Origin of the sequence: Pseudomonas sp. JV414, assembly GCF_032424305.1 — a bacterium.
Classification (GTDB): Bacteria; Pseudomonadota; Gammaproteobacteria; order Pseudomonadales; family Pseudomonadaceae; genus Aquipseudomonas; species Aquipseudomonas lini.
On sequence record NZ_VYKC01000003.1, the window covers coordinates 207,755 to 221,598 of the forward strand.

Annotated in this window: 17 protein-coding genes and 1 pseudogene; 8 read left to right on the forward strand and 10 right to left on the reverse strand. The window is 58.1% G+C overall.

The window, feature by feature from the left end; genetic code table 11:
- Positions 1–23: 23 nt before the first annotated feature.
- Complete coding sequence (locus tag F6R97_RS05660; protein ID WP_038982711.1) at positions 24–344, forward strand: isochorismate lyase; 321 nt, start codon at positions 24–26, stop codon at positions 342–344.
- Positions 345–439: 95 nt separating this feature from the next.
- Positions 440–940, forward strand: a complete 501-nt coding sequence (locus F6R97_RS05665; RefSeq protein WP_048397207.1) for a GNAT family N-acetyltransferase — start codon at positions 440–442, stop codon at positions 938–940.
- A gap of 52 nt (positions 941–992) precedes the next feature.
- On the opposite strand, the gene F6R97_RS05670 is transcribed toward F6R97_RS05665, so the two are convergent.
- The 7 genes from F6R97_RS05670 to F6R97_RS05700 form a co-directional block, all read right to left on the reverse strand.
- Positions 993–1,589, reverse strand: coding sequence for a LysE family translocator (locus F6R97_RS05670; protein WP_048397209.1), 597 nt, complete (start codon positions 1,587–1,589; stop codon positions 993–995).
- A 51-nt stretch (positions 1,590–1,640) separates the two neighbouring features.
- On the reverse strand, positions 1,641–2,477 hold the full coding sequence (locus F6R97_RS05675) for an AraC family transcriptional regulator (RefSeq protein ID WP_038982714.1): 837 nt from the start codon (positions 2,475–2,477) through the stop codon (positions 1,641–1,643).
- A gap of 74 nt (positions 2,478–2,551) precedes the next feature.
- On the reverse strand, positions 2,552–3,028 hold the full coding sequence (locus F6R97_RS05680) for a VOC family protein (protein WP_315866221.1): 477 nt from the start codon (positions 3,026–3,028) through the stop codon (positions 2,552–2,554).
- A 148-nt stretch (positions 3,029–3,176) separates the two neighbouring features.
- On the reverse strand, positions 3,177–3,506 hold the full coding sequence (locus F6R97_RS05685; protein ID WP_038983683.1) for a DHCW motif cupin fold protein: 330 nt from the start codon (positions 3,504–3,506) through the stop codon (positions 3,177–3,179).
- 382 nt (positions 3,507–3,888) lie between these two features.
- Entirely contained in the window at positions 3,889–4,491 is a 603-nt protein-coding gene (locus F6R97_RS05690) for a DUF4157 domain-containing protein (RefSeq protein ID WP_315866222.1), read from the reverse strand.
- A 108-nt stretch (positions 4,492–4,599) separates the two neighbouring features.
- Positions 4,600–5,295 carry a tRNA (adenine(22)-N(1))-methyltransferase gene (locus tag F6R97_RS05695; RefSeq protein WP_038982721.1) on the reverse strand — a complete coding sequence of 232 codons (696 nt, stop codon included), beginning with the start codon at positions 5,293–5,295 and terminating at the stop codon, positions 4,600–4,602.
- A gap of 111 nt (positions 5,296–5,406) precedes the next feature.
- The gene (locus F6R97_RS05700) at positions 5,407–6,021 is read right to left on the reverse strand and encodes a hypothetical protein (RefSeq protein WP_315866223.1); all 615 of its coding nucleotides are present in this window, start codon (positions 6,019–6,021) and stop codon (positions 5,407–5,409) included.
- Between the two features lie 410 nt (positions 6,022–6,431).
- Here F6R97_RS05700 and F6R97_RS05705 point away from each other — a divergent pair, with 410 nt between their 5' ends.
- The gene (locus F6R97_RS05705; protein WP_315866224.1) at positions 6,432–7,808 is read left to right on the forward strand and encodes a hypothetical protein; all 1,377 of its coding nucleotides are present in this window, start codon (positions 6,432–6,434) and stop codon (positions 7,806–7,808) included.
- Between the two features lie 475 nt (positions 7,809–8,283).
- On the opposite strand, the gene F6R97_RS05710 is transcribed toward F6R97_RS05705, so the two are convergent.
- The gene (locus F6R97_RS05710; RefSeq protein WP_315866225.1) at positions 8,284–8,511 is read right to left on the reverse strand and encodes a hypothetical protein; all 228 of its coding nucleotides are present in this window, start codon (positions 8,509–8,511) and stop codon (positions 8,284–8,286) included.
- A 114-nt stretch (positions 8,512–8,625) separates the two neighbouring features.
- Here F6R97_RS05710 and F6R97_RS05715 point away from each other — a divergent pair, with 114 nt between their 5' ends.
- On the forward strand, positions 8,626–9,078 hold the full coding sequence (locus F6R97_RS05715; protein ID WP_080772164.1) for a thiol-disulfide oxidoreductase DCC family protein: 453 nt from the start codon (positions 8,626–8,628) through the stop codon (positions 9,076–9,078).
- A gap of 70 nt (positions 9,079–9,148) precedes the next feature.
- On the opposite strand, the gene F6R97_RS05720 is transcribed toward F6R97_RS05715, so the two are convergent.
- The gene (locus tag F6R97_RS05720) at positions 9,149–10,366 is read right to left on the reverse strand and encodes an MFS transporter (RefSeq protein WP_050683396.1); all 1,218 of its coding nucleotides are present in this window, start codon (positions 10,364–10,366) and stop codon (positions 9,149–9,151) included.
- Between the two features lie 129 nt (positions 10,367–10,495).
- Here F6R97_RS05720 and F6R97_RS05725 point away from each other — a divergent pair, with 129 nt between their 5' ends.
- A complete protein-coding gene (locus tag F6R97_RS05725; protein WP_050683397.1) occupies positions 10,496–11,164 on the forward strand; it encodes a TetR/AcrR family transcriptional regulator in 669 nt (222 codons plus the stop codon).
- 115 nt (positions 11,165–11,279) lie between these two features.
- On the opposite strand, the gene F6R97_RS05730 is transcribed toward F6R97_RS05725, so the two are convergent.
- Positions 11,280–12,209, reverse strand: coding sequence for a LysR family transcriptional regulator (locus F6R97_RS05730; protein WP_038982725.1), 930 nt, complete (start codon positions 12,207–12,209; stop codon positions 11,280–11,282).
- Positions 12,210–12,329: 120 nt separating this feature from the next.
- Between F6R97_RS05730 and F6R97_RS05735 the strand changes: the two are divergent.
- The 3 genes and pseudogenes from F6R97_RS05735 to F6R97_RS05745 form a co-directional block, all read left to right on the forward strand.
- Positions 12,330–12,470, forward strand: a pseudogene (locus tag F6R97_RS05735) (DUF3077 domain-containing protein); the annotation flags it as partial.
- Between the two features lie 106 nt (positions 12,471–12,576).
- The gene (locus F6R97_RS05740) at positions 12,577–12,852 is read left to right on the forward strand and encodes a hypothetical protein (RefSeq protein ID WP_048397221.1); all 276 of its coding nucleotides are present in this window, start codon (positions 12,577–12,579) and stop codon (positions 12,850–12,852) included.
- 131 nt (positions 12,853–12,983) lie between these two features.
- A complete protein-coding gene (locus tag F6R97_RS05745) occupies positions 12,984–13,742 on the forward strand; it encodes a sulfite exporter TauE/SafE family protein (protein WP_038982726.1) in 759 nt (252 codons plus the stop codon).
- Positions 13,743–13,844 lie beyond the last annotated feature (102 nt).

Below are 13,844 nucleotides of genomic sequence, written 5' to 3' on the forward strand. Positions count from 1 at the left end.
CTGCAGCAAACGGAGTCACTTACATGGAAGTCATCAATCAGTTGCAGCCCGCAGAGTGTGCAGGTATGGAGGACATCCGACGCGAAATCGATGCCCTTGATCTGGGCGTTATCAAGCTGTTGGGCAAGCGTTTTCAGTACGTGCTGGCTGCCTCGAAGTTCAAGACCTCGGCGACTTCGGTGCGTGCTCCGGAGCGTTTCAAGTCAATGCTGGCGACGCGTCGCGAGTGGGCCGAGGCCGAGGGCCTGAACCCGGATGCAATCGAGAAGATGTACAGCGACCTGGTGAACCACTTCATTGCCGAAGAGATGAAACACTGGGCGGCTCATCAATCCGAAACCTGATTCTGGTCCAGGCTGTCCGCTTTGGGTTGTGGATTCAGCCGGGTGATGCAGGCAAAAATCGGCCAAGCAGTTCTGCCAGAAAAGGGAGCGACCTTATGAAACCCGTCAGAGTTCGTACTCTACAAAGTACTGATGCTGAGGCGTTGCTGACATTTGAACTGGACAATCGCGAGTGGTTCGAGCGTTTCATTGACGCGCGCGATGCTGCTTTTTACTCGATACAGGGCGTCGCCGACCACATTGCGGCTTATTTATCTGACTTTGCCGCCGGAACCTGGCACCCATTTGTCATCGAAGATGCTGACGGAAAAATAGTGGGTCGGGCGAACCTGAAAGGCATCGACATGTCCGAGGGGTCGGCAGAAGTCGGCTATCGGATTGCTCAAAGCGCTTGCGGACAGGGACTGGCAACGCTGGCGGTGAGGCATCTGATCCAGGAGGCGCAGTTGCATTGGAACCTCAAACAGCTGGTTGCCAACGTATACGCTGCAAATATCGGCTCGGCAAAAGTACTCCAACGGTGTGGCTTCTTGATCGATCCTATGTACCGGCATGAAGGGACAGAGCACGAATATCGGTTTGGCCTTTTGATATAGATGGGTGACAGCAAGCTGTGACTTGCTTCGCCCTGTCCAGGCAATGTTCGACCTACACCAGCACGGTCAACCAAGCCGACACCAGCAGCAAAAAAGCCAGTGCAGTGTTCATGCGTTTGAACGCCTGTGGCGAACCAAAAGCTCGAGCACTGCCCACGCCGAGTAACGCCCACAGGGTCATGCACGGCAAGGAGACCAACAGGAACATCAGCGACAACACCACCAGGCGCAGGGTCTTGTCGCCGCCACCAACAAATACGCTGACCACCGCCACCGCCATCATCCAGACCTTGGGGTTGACCAATTGCAGGGTGGCGGCGGCGAACACGCTGAGACCCTCGTCACGCGGGGTGGTCGGGTCCAGGGACGGCGGCGCACTTTGAAAGATTTGCCAGGCCAGCCAACTCAACCAGAGCACCCCGCCCCAAGCCATCGCCTGTTGCACACGCGGAAACTGCAGCAGTGTTTCGCCCACGCCGAACCCGACTGCAAACACAATCAACGCCGCCGCCAAGCATGCACCAAAAATGATCGGCAGCGTGGCAGCCAACCCCCGCCGTGAACTGTGGCTCAACACCAGAATATTGGTCGGCCCCGGGGTAATCGAGGCGACGAATGCAAACAACAGGAAAGGCAGCAACGATTCCATGGCATGGACTCCTTGATCAGATAGGAAACCATGGTCGCGGGTCAGCGGGATTCAGTCTGGAAGGTTTGAGCAGCGCTTGCGGTAATCCGCGGGTGTGAGCTGGTAGGCACGGCGGAACCAGCGCCCCATATGGCTTTGATCGGCGAACCCAAGCGCACTGGCCACCTGGGCCGGCGACTCGCCCCGCGCCAGCAACTGTCGCGCCTTGGCCAGGCGCAGCTGGATCAAATAAGCATGAGGCGCCAGCCCAAAGGCTGCCTTGAAGGCCCGCGTCAGGCGAAAGCGATCAACCCCACAGGCTTGGGCCAGATCATCCAGCCCGATGTCTTCGTAGACATGGGCATGCAAATAGTCACGCGCAACCTGGGCCACCAATGGCAGGCGCGGATCAAAGGCCTGACGCTTGCGCCAATCAAGGTGGCCAGTGAGCGCCCCCAACAAGGTGTCGATGGCGCTCTGGCGCACAATGCGCAAGTCGCCCTCATGGAGCGCGTGGAAGGCTTGAAAAATGGCAGTGGCCAGGCGCGGATCCTGGCTCAGGGTGTCGGCAAAACCCGGCTGACTGTTGGCCGGCGCGTGCTCGAACAACGCGTGCAACTCCCGCTCCAGCCAGTGTGGATCGAGGTAGAGCATCGAATAGGTAAACCCCTCCTCGGTCGGCGCATGCCCATCGTGGATTTCCCCCGGTTCCAGCATGAATACCTTGCCCGGCGTACTGAGGTGGCGAACGCGCCGGCAATTGAACTGCTGCACTCCCTGCTCGGTGACACCCACCAGAAAACTGTCATGCCAATGCGGATCGTAGGCATGCCCCTGAAAATGGGCACGAATCGATTCAATCCCGGTATCGGCGTCCTGGGACAGCTCAATCCAGTTGCGTCTATCCACGGAAGGCTCCATCGGTAATGGTTCAGCGTTGATCTGTGCGGATGACTAAATTACCGCGCAATGGAAAAGAACGTTTAGAAGATTTGTGCAGGTTCCTCGGCAAACGCATCCTTGATAAATGCCTCCAGCTCTTTCTCTTCAAGCAACTCAATCGAAAAATGCCCAAAGCGTTTCGGTAACCAAATGATGCGTGTCCCACTGGGCGATTGCAGATTATCGCGAGACAGTGGTTTTCCGTTCTCATTTTCCGGCTGGACTCCTGCATCGATCAATTCGTCGTAGGCGGCCTCGATGTCTGGCGTGGAATAACAGTGACGGTAGATCGTGCCTTCGCCGTTGGAGTCCATCAGCGCCTTGAGGTTTCCGGTAAACGGTTGCACCAACATTAGGCGCTCCGTTCCAAACATGACGATCGCATAGCGCACATGCAAGCCATCGCGCTGCCAATCAAGTATCTTGGAAATCCTGGCGCTGAAGACTCGGGCGTAATACCTGCACGCTTCCTCGAGGTCTTCGACGAGGACATCCACGTGGCTGAACTTTAATTCCAATTGCCTCACCTTTTTCAGACATACGATTGGTTTGCTGTAAGTCCGGGTATTCTGATTCGTTAACCTTTGCGATAGCGACTGATGCATGCGGCCGATTTCTGTCGATGTTGACCGGCAGTTATGGGGTCGATAGCGGTCAATTCCAGCGTTAATCCACTACGAACAACTTGGCACCCGTAGTGCTGAAAGATCGATGCCCCTCAGCGTTGCTGCCCACCTGATAGCTCATCCCCGCGGTGAGTGTGAACTGACGACCATCCTCCAACTCCGTGTGTAACTCGCCTTCCAGGCACAACAGGATATGACCTCTCCAGCACCAGTGATCGGCCAGATAGCCAGGACTGTATTCAACCATCCGCACACGCGTCGAACCAAACTGGCAGGTTCGCCAATAGGCGGTACCCGTCTGTCCAACATACTCCAGAGGTTCGACAGTCGACCAATCGGTCGTACCAAAGGGAACAGCAGTTAGGTACATGGTTGCCTCATCAATTAAAGGGTGTCTGTGGACCGTACCCATCCAGTGATCCTTTCGGTAGACACAGATGCCCCGCATTTATGAGATACAGGCGCCTGCTCAAGTGTGAAAGCCAGAGGAAGCTCTCGGCCAGAAGCAGCCAGTTGCGATCGGCTGCACACGGTCAGCGTCCAACCTTGTCGTCAGTGCGATTGCATTCGTATATCTGGCCGGTGTTGGGCTTGCTCGCCCTAGCCACTCTGTAGTTCGCGCAACGGGGGCCGGTCGCTCATGGACGATGCATCGTGAATGAAACGCCCTCCCTGTCCACTTGAGCCAAGCATGAAAATCCACACCGAGGATCTTGTCGCCGCTCTTGAGGCATCAGCGACAGGCAGTGTCGCTACTCTTCAGTAAGCCCTTCGCGCACCCACCGCCTGACCTCAGCCTGTATGGCGTAAGCCGGCGCCTCCACAGCATTGAAGTCTTGTGTATACCGCTGGGCAAATCCTTCTACCCCCCATTCCTGATACTGCTGCACATGCTTTAACTCGTGAGCCCAGAGCGCGATGTTGTGTTCTGCGGTTTGAGCGTCCCGGAAGAGGATGATGTCGATCAGCGTCACGGCACCAACATCAGGGTTTTGCAGCATGGCAGTGGCGGCGTTGAATTGGCCGTTGTCGCTAACTTTGTAGCGCGCGGCATCGAGGACGCCGGGGTCGTACCAGCGCAGCAGATGCTCGCGGATGTTTGGAGGAATCGGTTGGATGCCGGCGCCGGCTGCGTCAGCGCGGGCTTGGGTCAGCCACAGCGCCAGGGCAGGTGCCGCGATCTGGTAGATGCCGTCAGGCAGGGGACCGAGCAGCGGTCCCACGTCTGGCAGGCAGATGCAGCCGTCCAGGCACACTTCTTTCTCACCAGCTGGGCAGGCGTTGGTCTGGGCTGGCACTTCAAGCGTCAGGCAAAGAACAAACAGCGCCACCAGGCGCATGGTGATGGGTGGCATTGGGCGCTCCAGGGACGGATGCAGCGCGAACAGTGGCTCGCAATTGATCGACGATGCGCATAGCTTTAGCGTAGTCCTGAACCAAGCGCCCCAAGATAATCGCAGTGCTCAAGCCAGCAGCTCGGTGATCCACCGGGCCTGCCGGGCGATGTCTTGCACCTTCTCCTCGGGCACGACCTGCCGCGCCCGGGAGAAGCTGACCAGGGTCTTCTGCTTCTGGCGCAGCATGCGCTGCCACTTGTCCAGGAACGCCGGGCTGCGTGCCTGCATCTGCAGCGGGCCGAAGTACAGCTCCTCGGCGGTGTACATCACCGGCCCGGCGCGCTCGGCGACGATGATTTCGTAGTAGAAACGGTTTTCCCGCAGCACTTCCTCGCAGAGGATGCGGTAGTCATTTTCCATCAGCCATTGGCGCAGTGGCTGCTCGCCGCCGATGGGCTGCAGGATCAGGCGCTCCTGGCCACTCAGGCACGGCTTGCCGCTGTCGAGGATGTCGCGGATCGTCTCACCGCCCATGCCGCAGATGCTGATCGCCGTGATCCCGTCGCCCGGCTCGATCGCCGCCAGGCCATTGGCCAGGCGCACGGTGATCCGCAGGTCTTGGCCGTTCTCGCGCACGGTGCGTTCGGCCGAGCGGAACGGCGTCAATGCCACCTCGCCGGCCACCGCCGTCGCGATGGCGCCACGGCGCATCAACGCCACCGGCAGGTAGCCGTGATCCGAGCCGATATCGGCCAGGCGTGCACCGGCTGGCACATGCGCCGCCACGCGCTCCAGGCGCATGGACAATGTCTGTTCGTTCAACTGCAGTTCCTATTCACCACGAAAGTCCGGCACCTTTGGCATTGGTGCGAGCGGCCCATCATGCTAGGTGAGAGAGGCAGGGTAAAGTGCCGGCATTGGCTCATGCCCCTCTTATGGTTCGTTCGGAAACTCGACGTAAGCAATGACTTTGCCGAACGGCGCACTTGTCATACCTATCGGCATATTCACACCTGGATACCCTGCTATCGGTGTATTGATGACTGCAACCTGCTCCCCCGAAGCTCGGTTATCCGCAGCGATCAGCAAAAAGTAGGTGCCATCGGCGGGCGCGACGCCGGACCATTCAATTGCCAGAGCATTGGAGCCGACCAAATTATCCGCCACGATATTACCTTGAGCATCGAGCACCACTGCTTTGGGTTTCAGGGCACTTTTCGCAAACCCCATGCACATGTTGTTGCACATTGAGCTGACGTTGATCACGTAGGTCTGGCCCTTGAGCAAACGGAAGTTGAACAGTCGGTAGTTGCCTTGCTGCGTCCCCATGACAATGCGTGGCTCTGCTGGGCTGATCTCCCATCGCACCGGGAACAGGCCACGATTGATCGGCAGTGGAGTGATCGGTGACTGGTGAATGGCTTCCTGAAATGAATGAGCGATTGGTGTATTGCTGGACTGGACCTGATCTATGTATTGGCTTTGCGAATTGCTTGAGCAGCCAGCCAGGGACAAGACAACAACAAGTGGTAGTAAGCATTTGAGCATCGGAGGTCGTCCATTGAGTATTACAGGCGGGAGCCGTTAGCCGAATTTAAAATGGCAAACAGTCATTGTCGGCGGCTCTGGCTGAAGCTTGAACGTAAGTAGGTAGAATCGTTGCCCGTCCGCCAGGGAGAGAACAGAGAAGTCTCTTTTGAGGTTCGCCCTCTTCCCCACCCTAAAGTTTTTGATTGTTAAGCCGATTCAGATGGGCTCGTGACTCAGATACCGACGAAAGACCGTCCATGAGTTCCCCACACAAACTCGGAATGCAATTTCCTCGATATTTCTTGGCCTCCGACTACCACGGGACACTGTCTCGGCCACGCCGCAAATAACGTCAAAACTTCAATTACCCTACAAAGCACGCGCCCGCTAAAGCGATGAATTCCGGGTGTGCCAAGGAGCTGTTTGCAGTGAATATTCTATTTCGCCTGGCGGGCGCCGCCATCGCTGTGACCCTGACGGGTTGTGCCCTGCAAGGCAACGGAATGGCCGACTACTATAAGCGCGAGGCTGCCGAGCGCGAGGCGAAAAATCGAGCCATGGCGACCCGGGTACAATCCCGGCCGCTGCCACTGGATAGCACTTTCAGACTCTCCCAAACTGCGTTGGTGATGGTTGACGTACCGGCTGAAGGCACCGAGCCAGCCACCCAGGCCCGGCTTTTCGCGGCCTGCGGTTCGTTGACATTAGCCATGGATTATCGAGACGCAAAGAAGTGGAGCAGTCCTTATGCTCTGCCAGCGGACACGGCGCGGAACATCGCTCAGCAGATGTGCCACGCGGTCCGGGACAGCGCTTGGAAGCAGCTTCCCGGTGACAGCGAAGACCTCTTGTTATTGGACCCGGGCACCCTGGCCATCGAGAACTCCCGACGTTCGATCTGGGCGGGCATCGACTTTGGGCGAACCCGTCTGGACGAAAGCGAAGGGAAGCCCTACGGTCGCCAGTTCGAGCGTGTCGAGGTCGACTGTGCTATCCGCCAGGCCAACACCCGCCTGGCTTATCGTTTAGGCGATCAGGTTTTACTGCCGCCGCCCGTTCAGTCAATTGACAGCGCATTGGACAAAGAGCAACGCGCCCGGCTGATTGGCGCTGTGTGCGCCGACCCCGCCAATCTGGCAAAACTCGCCACACCCGTCACTCGTCAAAAATTACCGCCGGACATGCGTACACCGGAGCTACCGGCGACATTGTTGGCACAGGTCAGCGCCCTGCCTCAGGGACAACCGACCCACACGCTCAGCCATTTGCAGTTCACTTACAACGCTAGCTCCCCGCTCGTGCCGCGCGCCGTGGTCAACGACCATCCAATGGACTTGTATTTGCAATCGGGTCCGGCCCGCGGCATATGGCGCGAGCAAGCGACGGGGGCACTGGGCAACCAGCGTGTGAGCCTGCGCTGGCGCGGGCTGATCGAACTTGCCGCGATAAGCAGCACTGAGCTCACGGGCAAAACCAATCAGCAAAGCGCCCTCACGAACATCGACCTGGATGGCGATTGGCAAAAACTCAAACCGGGGAGTGTTATCGCCTACAGCAAACATTTCACTCAGAGCAATGGCAAACCATTCGTGCAGAAATTTGAGTGTTCGGTAGGTGAATCCCTTCCTGCCACACAAACAGTCGCCTCACTGCAAGGCATGGCCCGCAAGGTTACTTGCGCCACCAATAACGCGCTGAAGACAAGCAATGCATACCTCTACCTGGAGGCCTATGACCTGTTCGTGGAAACCGCCGATACTTCAACGCTCATAGTCCAGGTCAACACGCTCACGGCGGCGGAATAACGCGCAATCCCGGGCATGGGACACGACTGCATAAGGGGCTGCTTTGGGTCAGGAGCAGTCCTTCGCATCAGACAGCAATCGGCCAAAAGCACTCGTTGAGAATGTTGCTTTAGCACCTTGCGAGGGCAGTTCGACCGCCTGTAGTTGCCTTACAGGGTCCCAACCACTCGGCGGCGTTTGAGCGTTGCTCCACCAAAGCATCCCTTTAGAGATCCATATTTTCCGCATGTCAGCGTGAGCAGATGTCGCGTCGTCGTAGCCAAATTGCGTACCACAGGACGGACATATGCCAAACGAAGAGCAACCAAACTCGTCGTATGGAGGCTCTTCAAGCTCAGCGTATCCACAAACTGGACAAAAATATGAATCGTTGCCTGCAATCATCCAGCCTCCGGATTCTAGCTTCTAGCCCACATTGTCGGCATGCCTGCTGATCTACCCGGAATTTTATACGCAATACCTCGCATCAACCGGGTTAATCGACGACTTTTATCTGCGTCAGCCCTACCCGCTCAGCCTGCTCTAAAATCTCCGCCGGTGTCGCGTCCGCAGTGGGCATGATCAGGCTGTTCTCACCATCCCCAAAATGCAGCTGTAACAGATGCATCGCCGCCTCATGGACAGGCAGTTGAGGTTGCTCGAATTCGAACATGTGTGTGCGAGGTTCGCCGTTGAACAGGTATTCCAGGGTGTAGTTGCGCATGGTGGGATCCTCGTAGAAGGTGGTGGCCGTTTTTACACACTCTGGGCCAAAAGCAGACTTCAACTCTACCGCGCGAGTATGATCCGGATAACGAGGCCCATCGGACCCATGTTTATGCCAGCATCTCAAACTCACCCCTCACCCGCGCCGTTGCTCAAGCAAGGCGAGACGGTGCTCTTGTTCGACGGCGTATGTAAGCTGTGCAATGGCTGGGCGAGGTTCTTGATCCGCCATGACCGCCACCGGCGCGTTCGGTTGGCGGCAATACAGTCGCCCGAGGGGCAGGCGCTGCTTGCTTGGGCAGGTTTGCCTTTGCATCAATTCGACACCATGGCCGTGATCCGCGACCGACACTATTGGGTGCGTTCGGATGCTTTTTTTGAAGTCATCGCCTTGCTGCCCGTCCCTTGGCATCCGTTGAACCTTTTGCGCAGCTTCCCACGCAAGCTTCGAGATTGGGCATACGATCGCATTGCGTTGAATCGCTATCGGCTCTTCGGCAAATACGACACGTGCCTTTTGCCTGATCCTGATCATGAGCAACGTTTTTTGAAAGCTCCAATGTGAACGCCTTGGTACGCATCAACTGGATCGCCCGAGCCCCCCATCCAGAACCATTCTTTGGCTTTTCTGCGGTTCAGTGCCCCGCCACCGCAGGCCTGCCAACCGCACGCGGGCCCGATTTGAAGCCGTGAACCCTAGCCCCCCAGACAATCGCAAACCCCACCCCCACCAACACCACCATTGCCCACGGAAAAGAGGCGACGCCCCACCTATCCAGCAGCACCCCACCCACCACCCCACTCCCCGCAATCGCACTATTCCAAGCCACCACATTTAACGACAACGCCACATCCGCCCCATCCCCCGCCGCATCCGCCAGCGCCGTTTGCAGCAACGTCGCAGCCCCGCCGAAGCTCACCCCCCAAACCAGCATGCCGATGTAGATCACCTCAGGCACGCTACTCAAAAAGCCAAACACCACGGAAACCGCCGCAAACGCCGCCAAGCTCACCAACACAGTCTTGCGCAACAACGGCTCAACCAGTTTGGCAGTCACCCAAATCCCCACCAACGCCGCAATACCAAACACCAACAACACCAAATCCACCCGATCCCCCAACCCCGCCGGCGCCACGAACGGTGCGATGTAGGTGTAGAGAACGTTGTGTGCCAGCATCCAGCTGATCACCACCGCCAACACAGGGCGCACGCCCGGCGTGGTCAGCACTGTGCGCAGCGACATGCGCTGATGCGCGGCTTGGGGTGGGTAGTCAGGGACTTTCACCAGTACCCAGGCGATCAGCACCAGGGTCAGGGCCGACATGATGCCGAAGGTGGTGCGCCAACCCACCAGGCCGCCCAACCAAGTGCCAAGTGGCACGCCCAGAGACAGGGCAATCGGTGTGCCGACCATGGCCAGGGCCAGCGCCTTGCCCTGTTGATGGGGCGCGACCATGCGTCGGGCGTAGCCGGCCAACAGGCTCCAGGCCAACCCCGCCGCGACGCCGGCGAAGAAGCGCGCCACCAGGATCACGCCGTAGTGGGATGACAGCGCGGTGATGGAGTTGAACAGCAGGAAACCGACGATAGTCAGCAGCAGCACGTTACGACGGCGCCAACCACGGGTGGCGATGGTCATGGGGATGACCGCCAGCACTGAACCCAGGGCGTAGGCGGTGACCATCTGGCCAGCCATGGAGGGGGAAATCGCCAGGCCTGCACTGATCATCGGCAACAGGCCGGCGGGCAAGGTTTCAGTGACGATGCAGATGAAGCCGGTCATGGCCAGGGCGAGCAAGGCGCCGATGGGCAGGCGGTCCGGCGCTGCCGATAAGGTGATTGAGGGTGTCACGGGGAGACTCCTTGAGTGAGGACTTCAGACTTAAATACCGATCGATATAAATGTTGAGGGCAGGCAGCGCTCGTTGTCAACGACTTATGTATCGACTAGTATTTATCTCGTCTCCAGAGGAGTTTTGAAATGGCGCAAATGGGCCGCCCCCGTACCTTCGACCGTGACCACGCGGTGGAACAGGCCTTGCACCTGTTCTGGCAACACGGCTACGACGCGACCTCCCTCGCTCAGTTGAAAGCCAGTTTGGGTGGCGGAATTTCCGCGCCGAGTTTTTACGCGGCGTTCGGTTCCAAGGAAGCGTTGTTTGATGAGTGTGTGCAACGTTACCTGGCGACGTTCGCCCAAGTCACCGAATGCCTGTGGGACGAGAGCCTTCCGCCACGCCAAGCCATCGAGACCGCGCTGCGCCAATCAGCGCGCATGCAGTGTGAAGACGGCCATCCCAAGGGCTGCATGGTGTCCCTCGGCGTGATGAGCGCGCCCAGCCCGGAGAATGCTCGGATAGTCGATGCCCTGACCCAATCTCGCGCCCACACTCGCGCGGGGATTTTGGCGTGTGTTGAGCGAGGTGTCAGTGCCGGTCAGTTGCCGGGCAATATTCACGCACCCGCGATGGCTACGGTGTTCGACAGTTTCCTGCAGGGCATTTCCATCCTCGCTCGGGATAACACGCAGTATGAGGTCATTGATGCGGCCATCACCCAGATACTGCTGACGTGGGACAATGCGGCCTCTACCGCGCCTTCAATGTATCGCAATGATGAAAAAGGACTGATTGATTTAACCGATGAGTGATGTGTGGGAAGCCAAGGCTTGTGCAGTGCGGCGATTGCGAAGCTGCCAAAAAACGCTCATGGGTGACCTGGCCTCAGGCGGCTATCACACTGATTGAGAGTCAGCGTCCAGCCGCCTAAAGCGTCACCGCATGCTTTCGACCAAGGCTGTCGCCAAAGCCACGGATCATCTCCAACAATGACTTCACTCGCAGCGGCAGACTCCCGGCCGGGTACACCGCGTGCATCTGCGGGCTCTCACCGCTGCTGGAGGTGAGTTTGTACTCGGGACAGACCCGTAGCAAGCGCCCCGCTTCCACTTCAGGCTCCGCCATCCAGTCCGCCAAGCGGGCGATCCCAACGCCCGCCTGGGCCGCCTGGAACACCGCCAAACCGGAGCTGAAACGAAACTTTGGATGAACCCGAAAGCTGACGGCGTGCTCCTCACTGCGAAAATTCCACTCCTTGAGAATCCGCGGCGCCGTATGCAGGATCAGCGAGTGCGCCTCCAGCGCCTCAATGGAGTCGGGTATCCCGCGCCGCTCCAGGTACCCGGGGCTGGCATACAGGTAACGTGAGTAGTTCCAGAGCGGATAGCCGATCAGGTCACTGGATTGCGCAAACGCGCCGCGAATCGAGAAGTCCAGCTTGCTCTTGGCCGGGTCGATGGTTTCATCGGTGAAAATCACATCCACGTTCACGTCTGGATAACGCTCGCTGTACTGCGCGATCAACCGGGGCAATACCCCGTGGCCGAGGAACTCGGGGGCGGAAAAGCGGATCCAGCCGTAGGCCAGGCCGCTGAGGCCGGCCAGGTCTTCATCCGCCTCACGTTGCAGATCCAGCATTTTGTAAGCGTGAGGCATCAAGCGCTCACCCGCCTCGGTCAAGCTCACGGTATTGGACGAGCGATTGAACAACTTGACCCCGACACTTTCCTCAAGGGCTTGAACGGCACGGGTCAGCGCGCTGGGGGAGCGCCCCAGCGTACGTGCCGCCGCGATGAAGCTGCGCTTGCGAGCTACCGTCGCGAAGGCTTCAAGTTCCCCCAACATATTCAATGCCACTGATCACCTCATTGCACTTTTCACAACGTGGCATTGCAACACAAAAAAAGCGCTTCCGTTAACCTTCCCGCTCAACTCACAAGGATGTAAGTAACAGGAACAAAGATGACCGAGCAAGCAGACGCAGCTTTCGCAAGAGACACCGACCGACATGCCTGGGCAGCGCATGATTTAACGGCAATGGGTAAGGCGGTGATTGATGATGGGGTTAAGGCGGTTACGCCAAGACCTGCTCAACCGAAGGATGAAGCCGGGATTTAACATCCATTAACCCTGATATGAGCCCGCGCTTTCGGAGCATCCTGATCTCCATGGGGGTCACTTCCCATGGCGCCAGTGCGGCCAAACCCAAGATGGGGCTGAGCCGTTGAGCATTCTCACCGAAGAGTTTTCCGCAAAACTGGCAGCCTTCAATGCCCTGACTCGCGACATGCGTGAGGCGGGAATTGCAATTAAGGCGTTGGTGCTTGCCGATAACAAAATTTTCGTCGATCAACGAAATGTCGAGCTGTTATCGCTGCAGTTTGGGCACGAGCTTCGCGGAATGCGCTGCAGCGCCGATGGGCGCTTTGCCCGAAATATGGCAAAGATCCGTGGCGTTGGCGTGGTCTGGTTCACTTTGATTAAGGAGCAGAACGATTGACCCCATCTCTCGACGACTCAATTGAGGCTTTACGGGTGGCGGCAGGGTGCGACCAACTGACCCTGATTTGGGCGCTATGAAACACGTAGAAACCACTGGACCCCACCCTTTCATCGCCAGAGCCTGATTTCATGATCGATATAGTCATCCTTTGCGTGTTCGCCTTCGCCGCCGGCCTGATCGATGCGGCAGTGGGCGGCGGTGGATTGATCCAGATACCCGCGCTATTCAACGTGCTACCCACGGCACAACCGGCGGCGCTGCTGGGTACCAACAAGGTCGCGTCAGCCTGCGGCACCGCATTCGCGGCCCGGTCCTTCGTGCGCAAGGTAGTGATCGACTGGGGTCTGGTGATCCCCGCCGCCTGTGCGGCCTTTGTCATGGCCTTCTTCGGAGCGGCCACGGTGTCGTTCGTGCCCCAGTCGATGATCCGGCCGGCGGTGCTGGTATTGATCGTGCTGATGGCGATCTACACCTTCTGGAAAAAGGACTTCGGCGCCCTGCACAAACCCATGCGCATCGGCACCAAGGAAAAACTGCTGGCGATCGTCATCGGCGGTGCCATTGGCTTCTACGACGGACTGTTCGGTCCCGGTACTGGCAGCTTCCTGATCTTCCTGTTTATCCGTTGCTTCGCCTTCGACTTCCTTCATGCCTCGGCGTCGGCCAAGCTGGTGAACATCGCGACCAACGTAGCGGCGCTGATATTCTTCATTCCGACGGGTAACGTGCTCTACCTGATCGCAATCCCCATGGCAGCATTCAACATCCTCGGCGCGCTGACCGGCACCTGGCTGGCGGTTCATAAAGGCGTGCCCTTTGTCCGGGCTCTGTTCCTGGTGTTGCTGGTGATCCTGATCGGCAAACTGTCCTACGACCTGTTCGTGTAAACCTGCATGCCTCACATGGTCGTGGACGTGGTATGTGCCCACTACGTTTCAACCATTGTTGGCATCGATAGTCACCATCACGCCAATGAAGTTCTCATAAAA

Coding starts and splice junctions, on each gene's coding strand:
- F6R97_RS05660 (WP_038982711.1), top strand. CDS start 24: ATGGAAGTCATCAATCAGTTGCAGCCCGCAGAGTGTGCAGGTATGGAG.
- F6R97_RS05665 (WP_048397207.1), top strand. CDS start 440: ATGAAACCCGTCAGAGTTCGTACTCTACAAAGTACTGATGCTGAGGCG.
- F6R97_RS05670 (WP_048397209.1), bottom strand. CDS start 1,589: ATGGAATCGTTGCTGCCTTTCCTGTTGTTTGCATTCGTCGCCTCGATT.
- F6R97_RS05685 (WP_038983683.1), bottom strand. CDS start 3,506: ATGTACCTAACTGCTGTTCCCTTTGGTACGACCGATTGGTCGACTGTC.
- F6R97_RS05690 (WP_315866222.1), bottom strand. CDS start 4,491: ATGCCACCCATCACCATGCGCCTGGTGGCGCTGTTTGTTCTTTGCCTG.
- F6R97_RS05700 (WP_315866223.1), bottom strand. CDS start 6,021: ATGCTCAAATGCTTACTACCACTTGTTGTTGTCTTGTCCCTGGCTGGC.
- F6R97_RS05710 (WP_315866225.1), bottom strand. CDS start 8,511: ATGCGCAACTACACCCTGGAATACCTGTTCAACGGCGAACCTCGCACA.
- F6R97_RS05715 (WP_080772164.1), top strand. CDS start 8,626: ATGCCAGCATCTCAAACTCACCCCTCACCCGCGCCGTTGCTCAAGCAA.
- F6R97_RS05725 (WP_050683397.1), top strand. CDS start 10,496: ATGGCGCAAATGGGCCGCCCCCGTACCTTCGACCGTGACCACGCGGTG.
- F6R97_RS05745 (WP_038982726.1), top strand. CDS start 12,984: ATGATCGATATAGTCATCCTTTGCGTGTTCGCCTTCGCCGCCGGCCTG.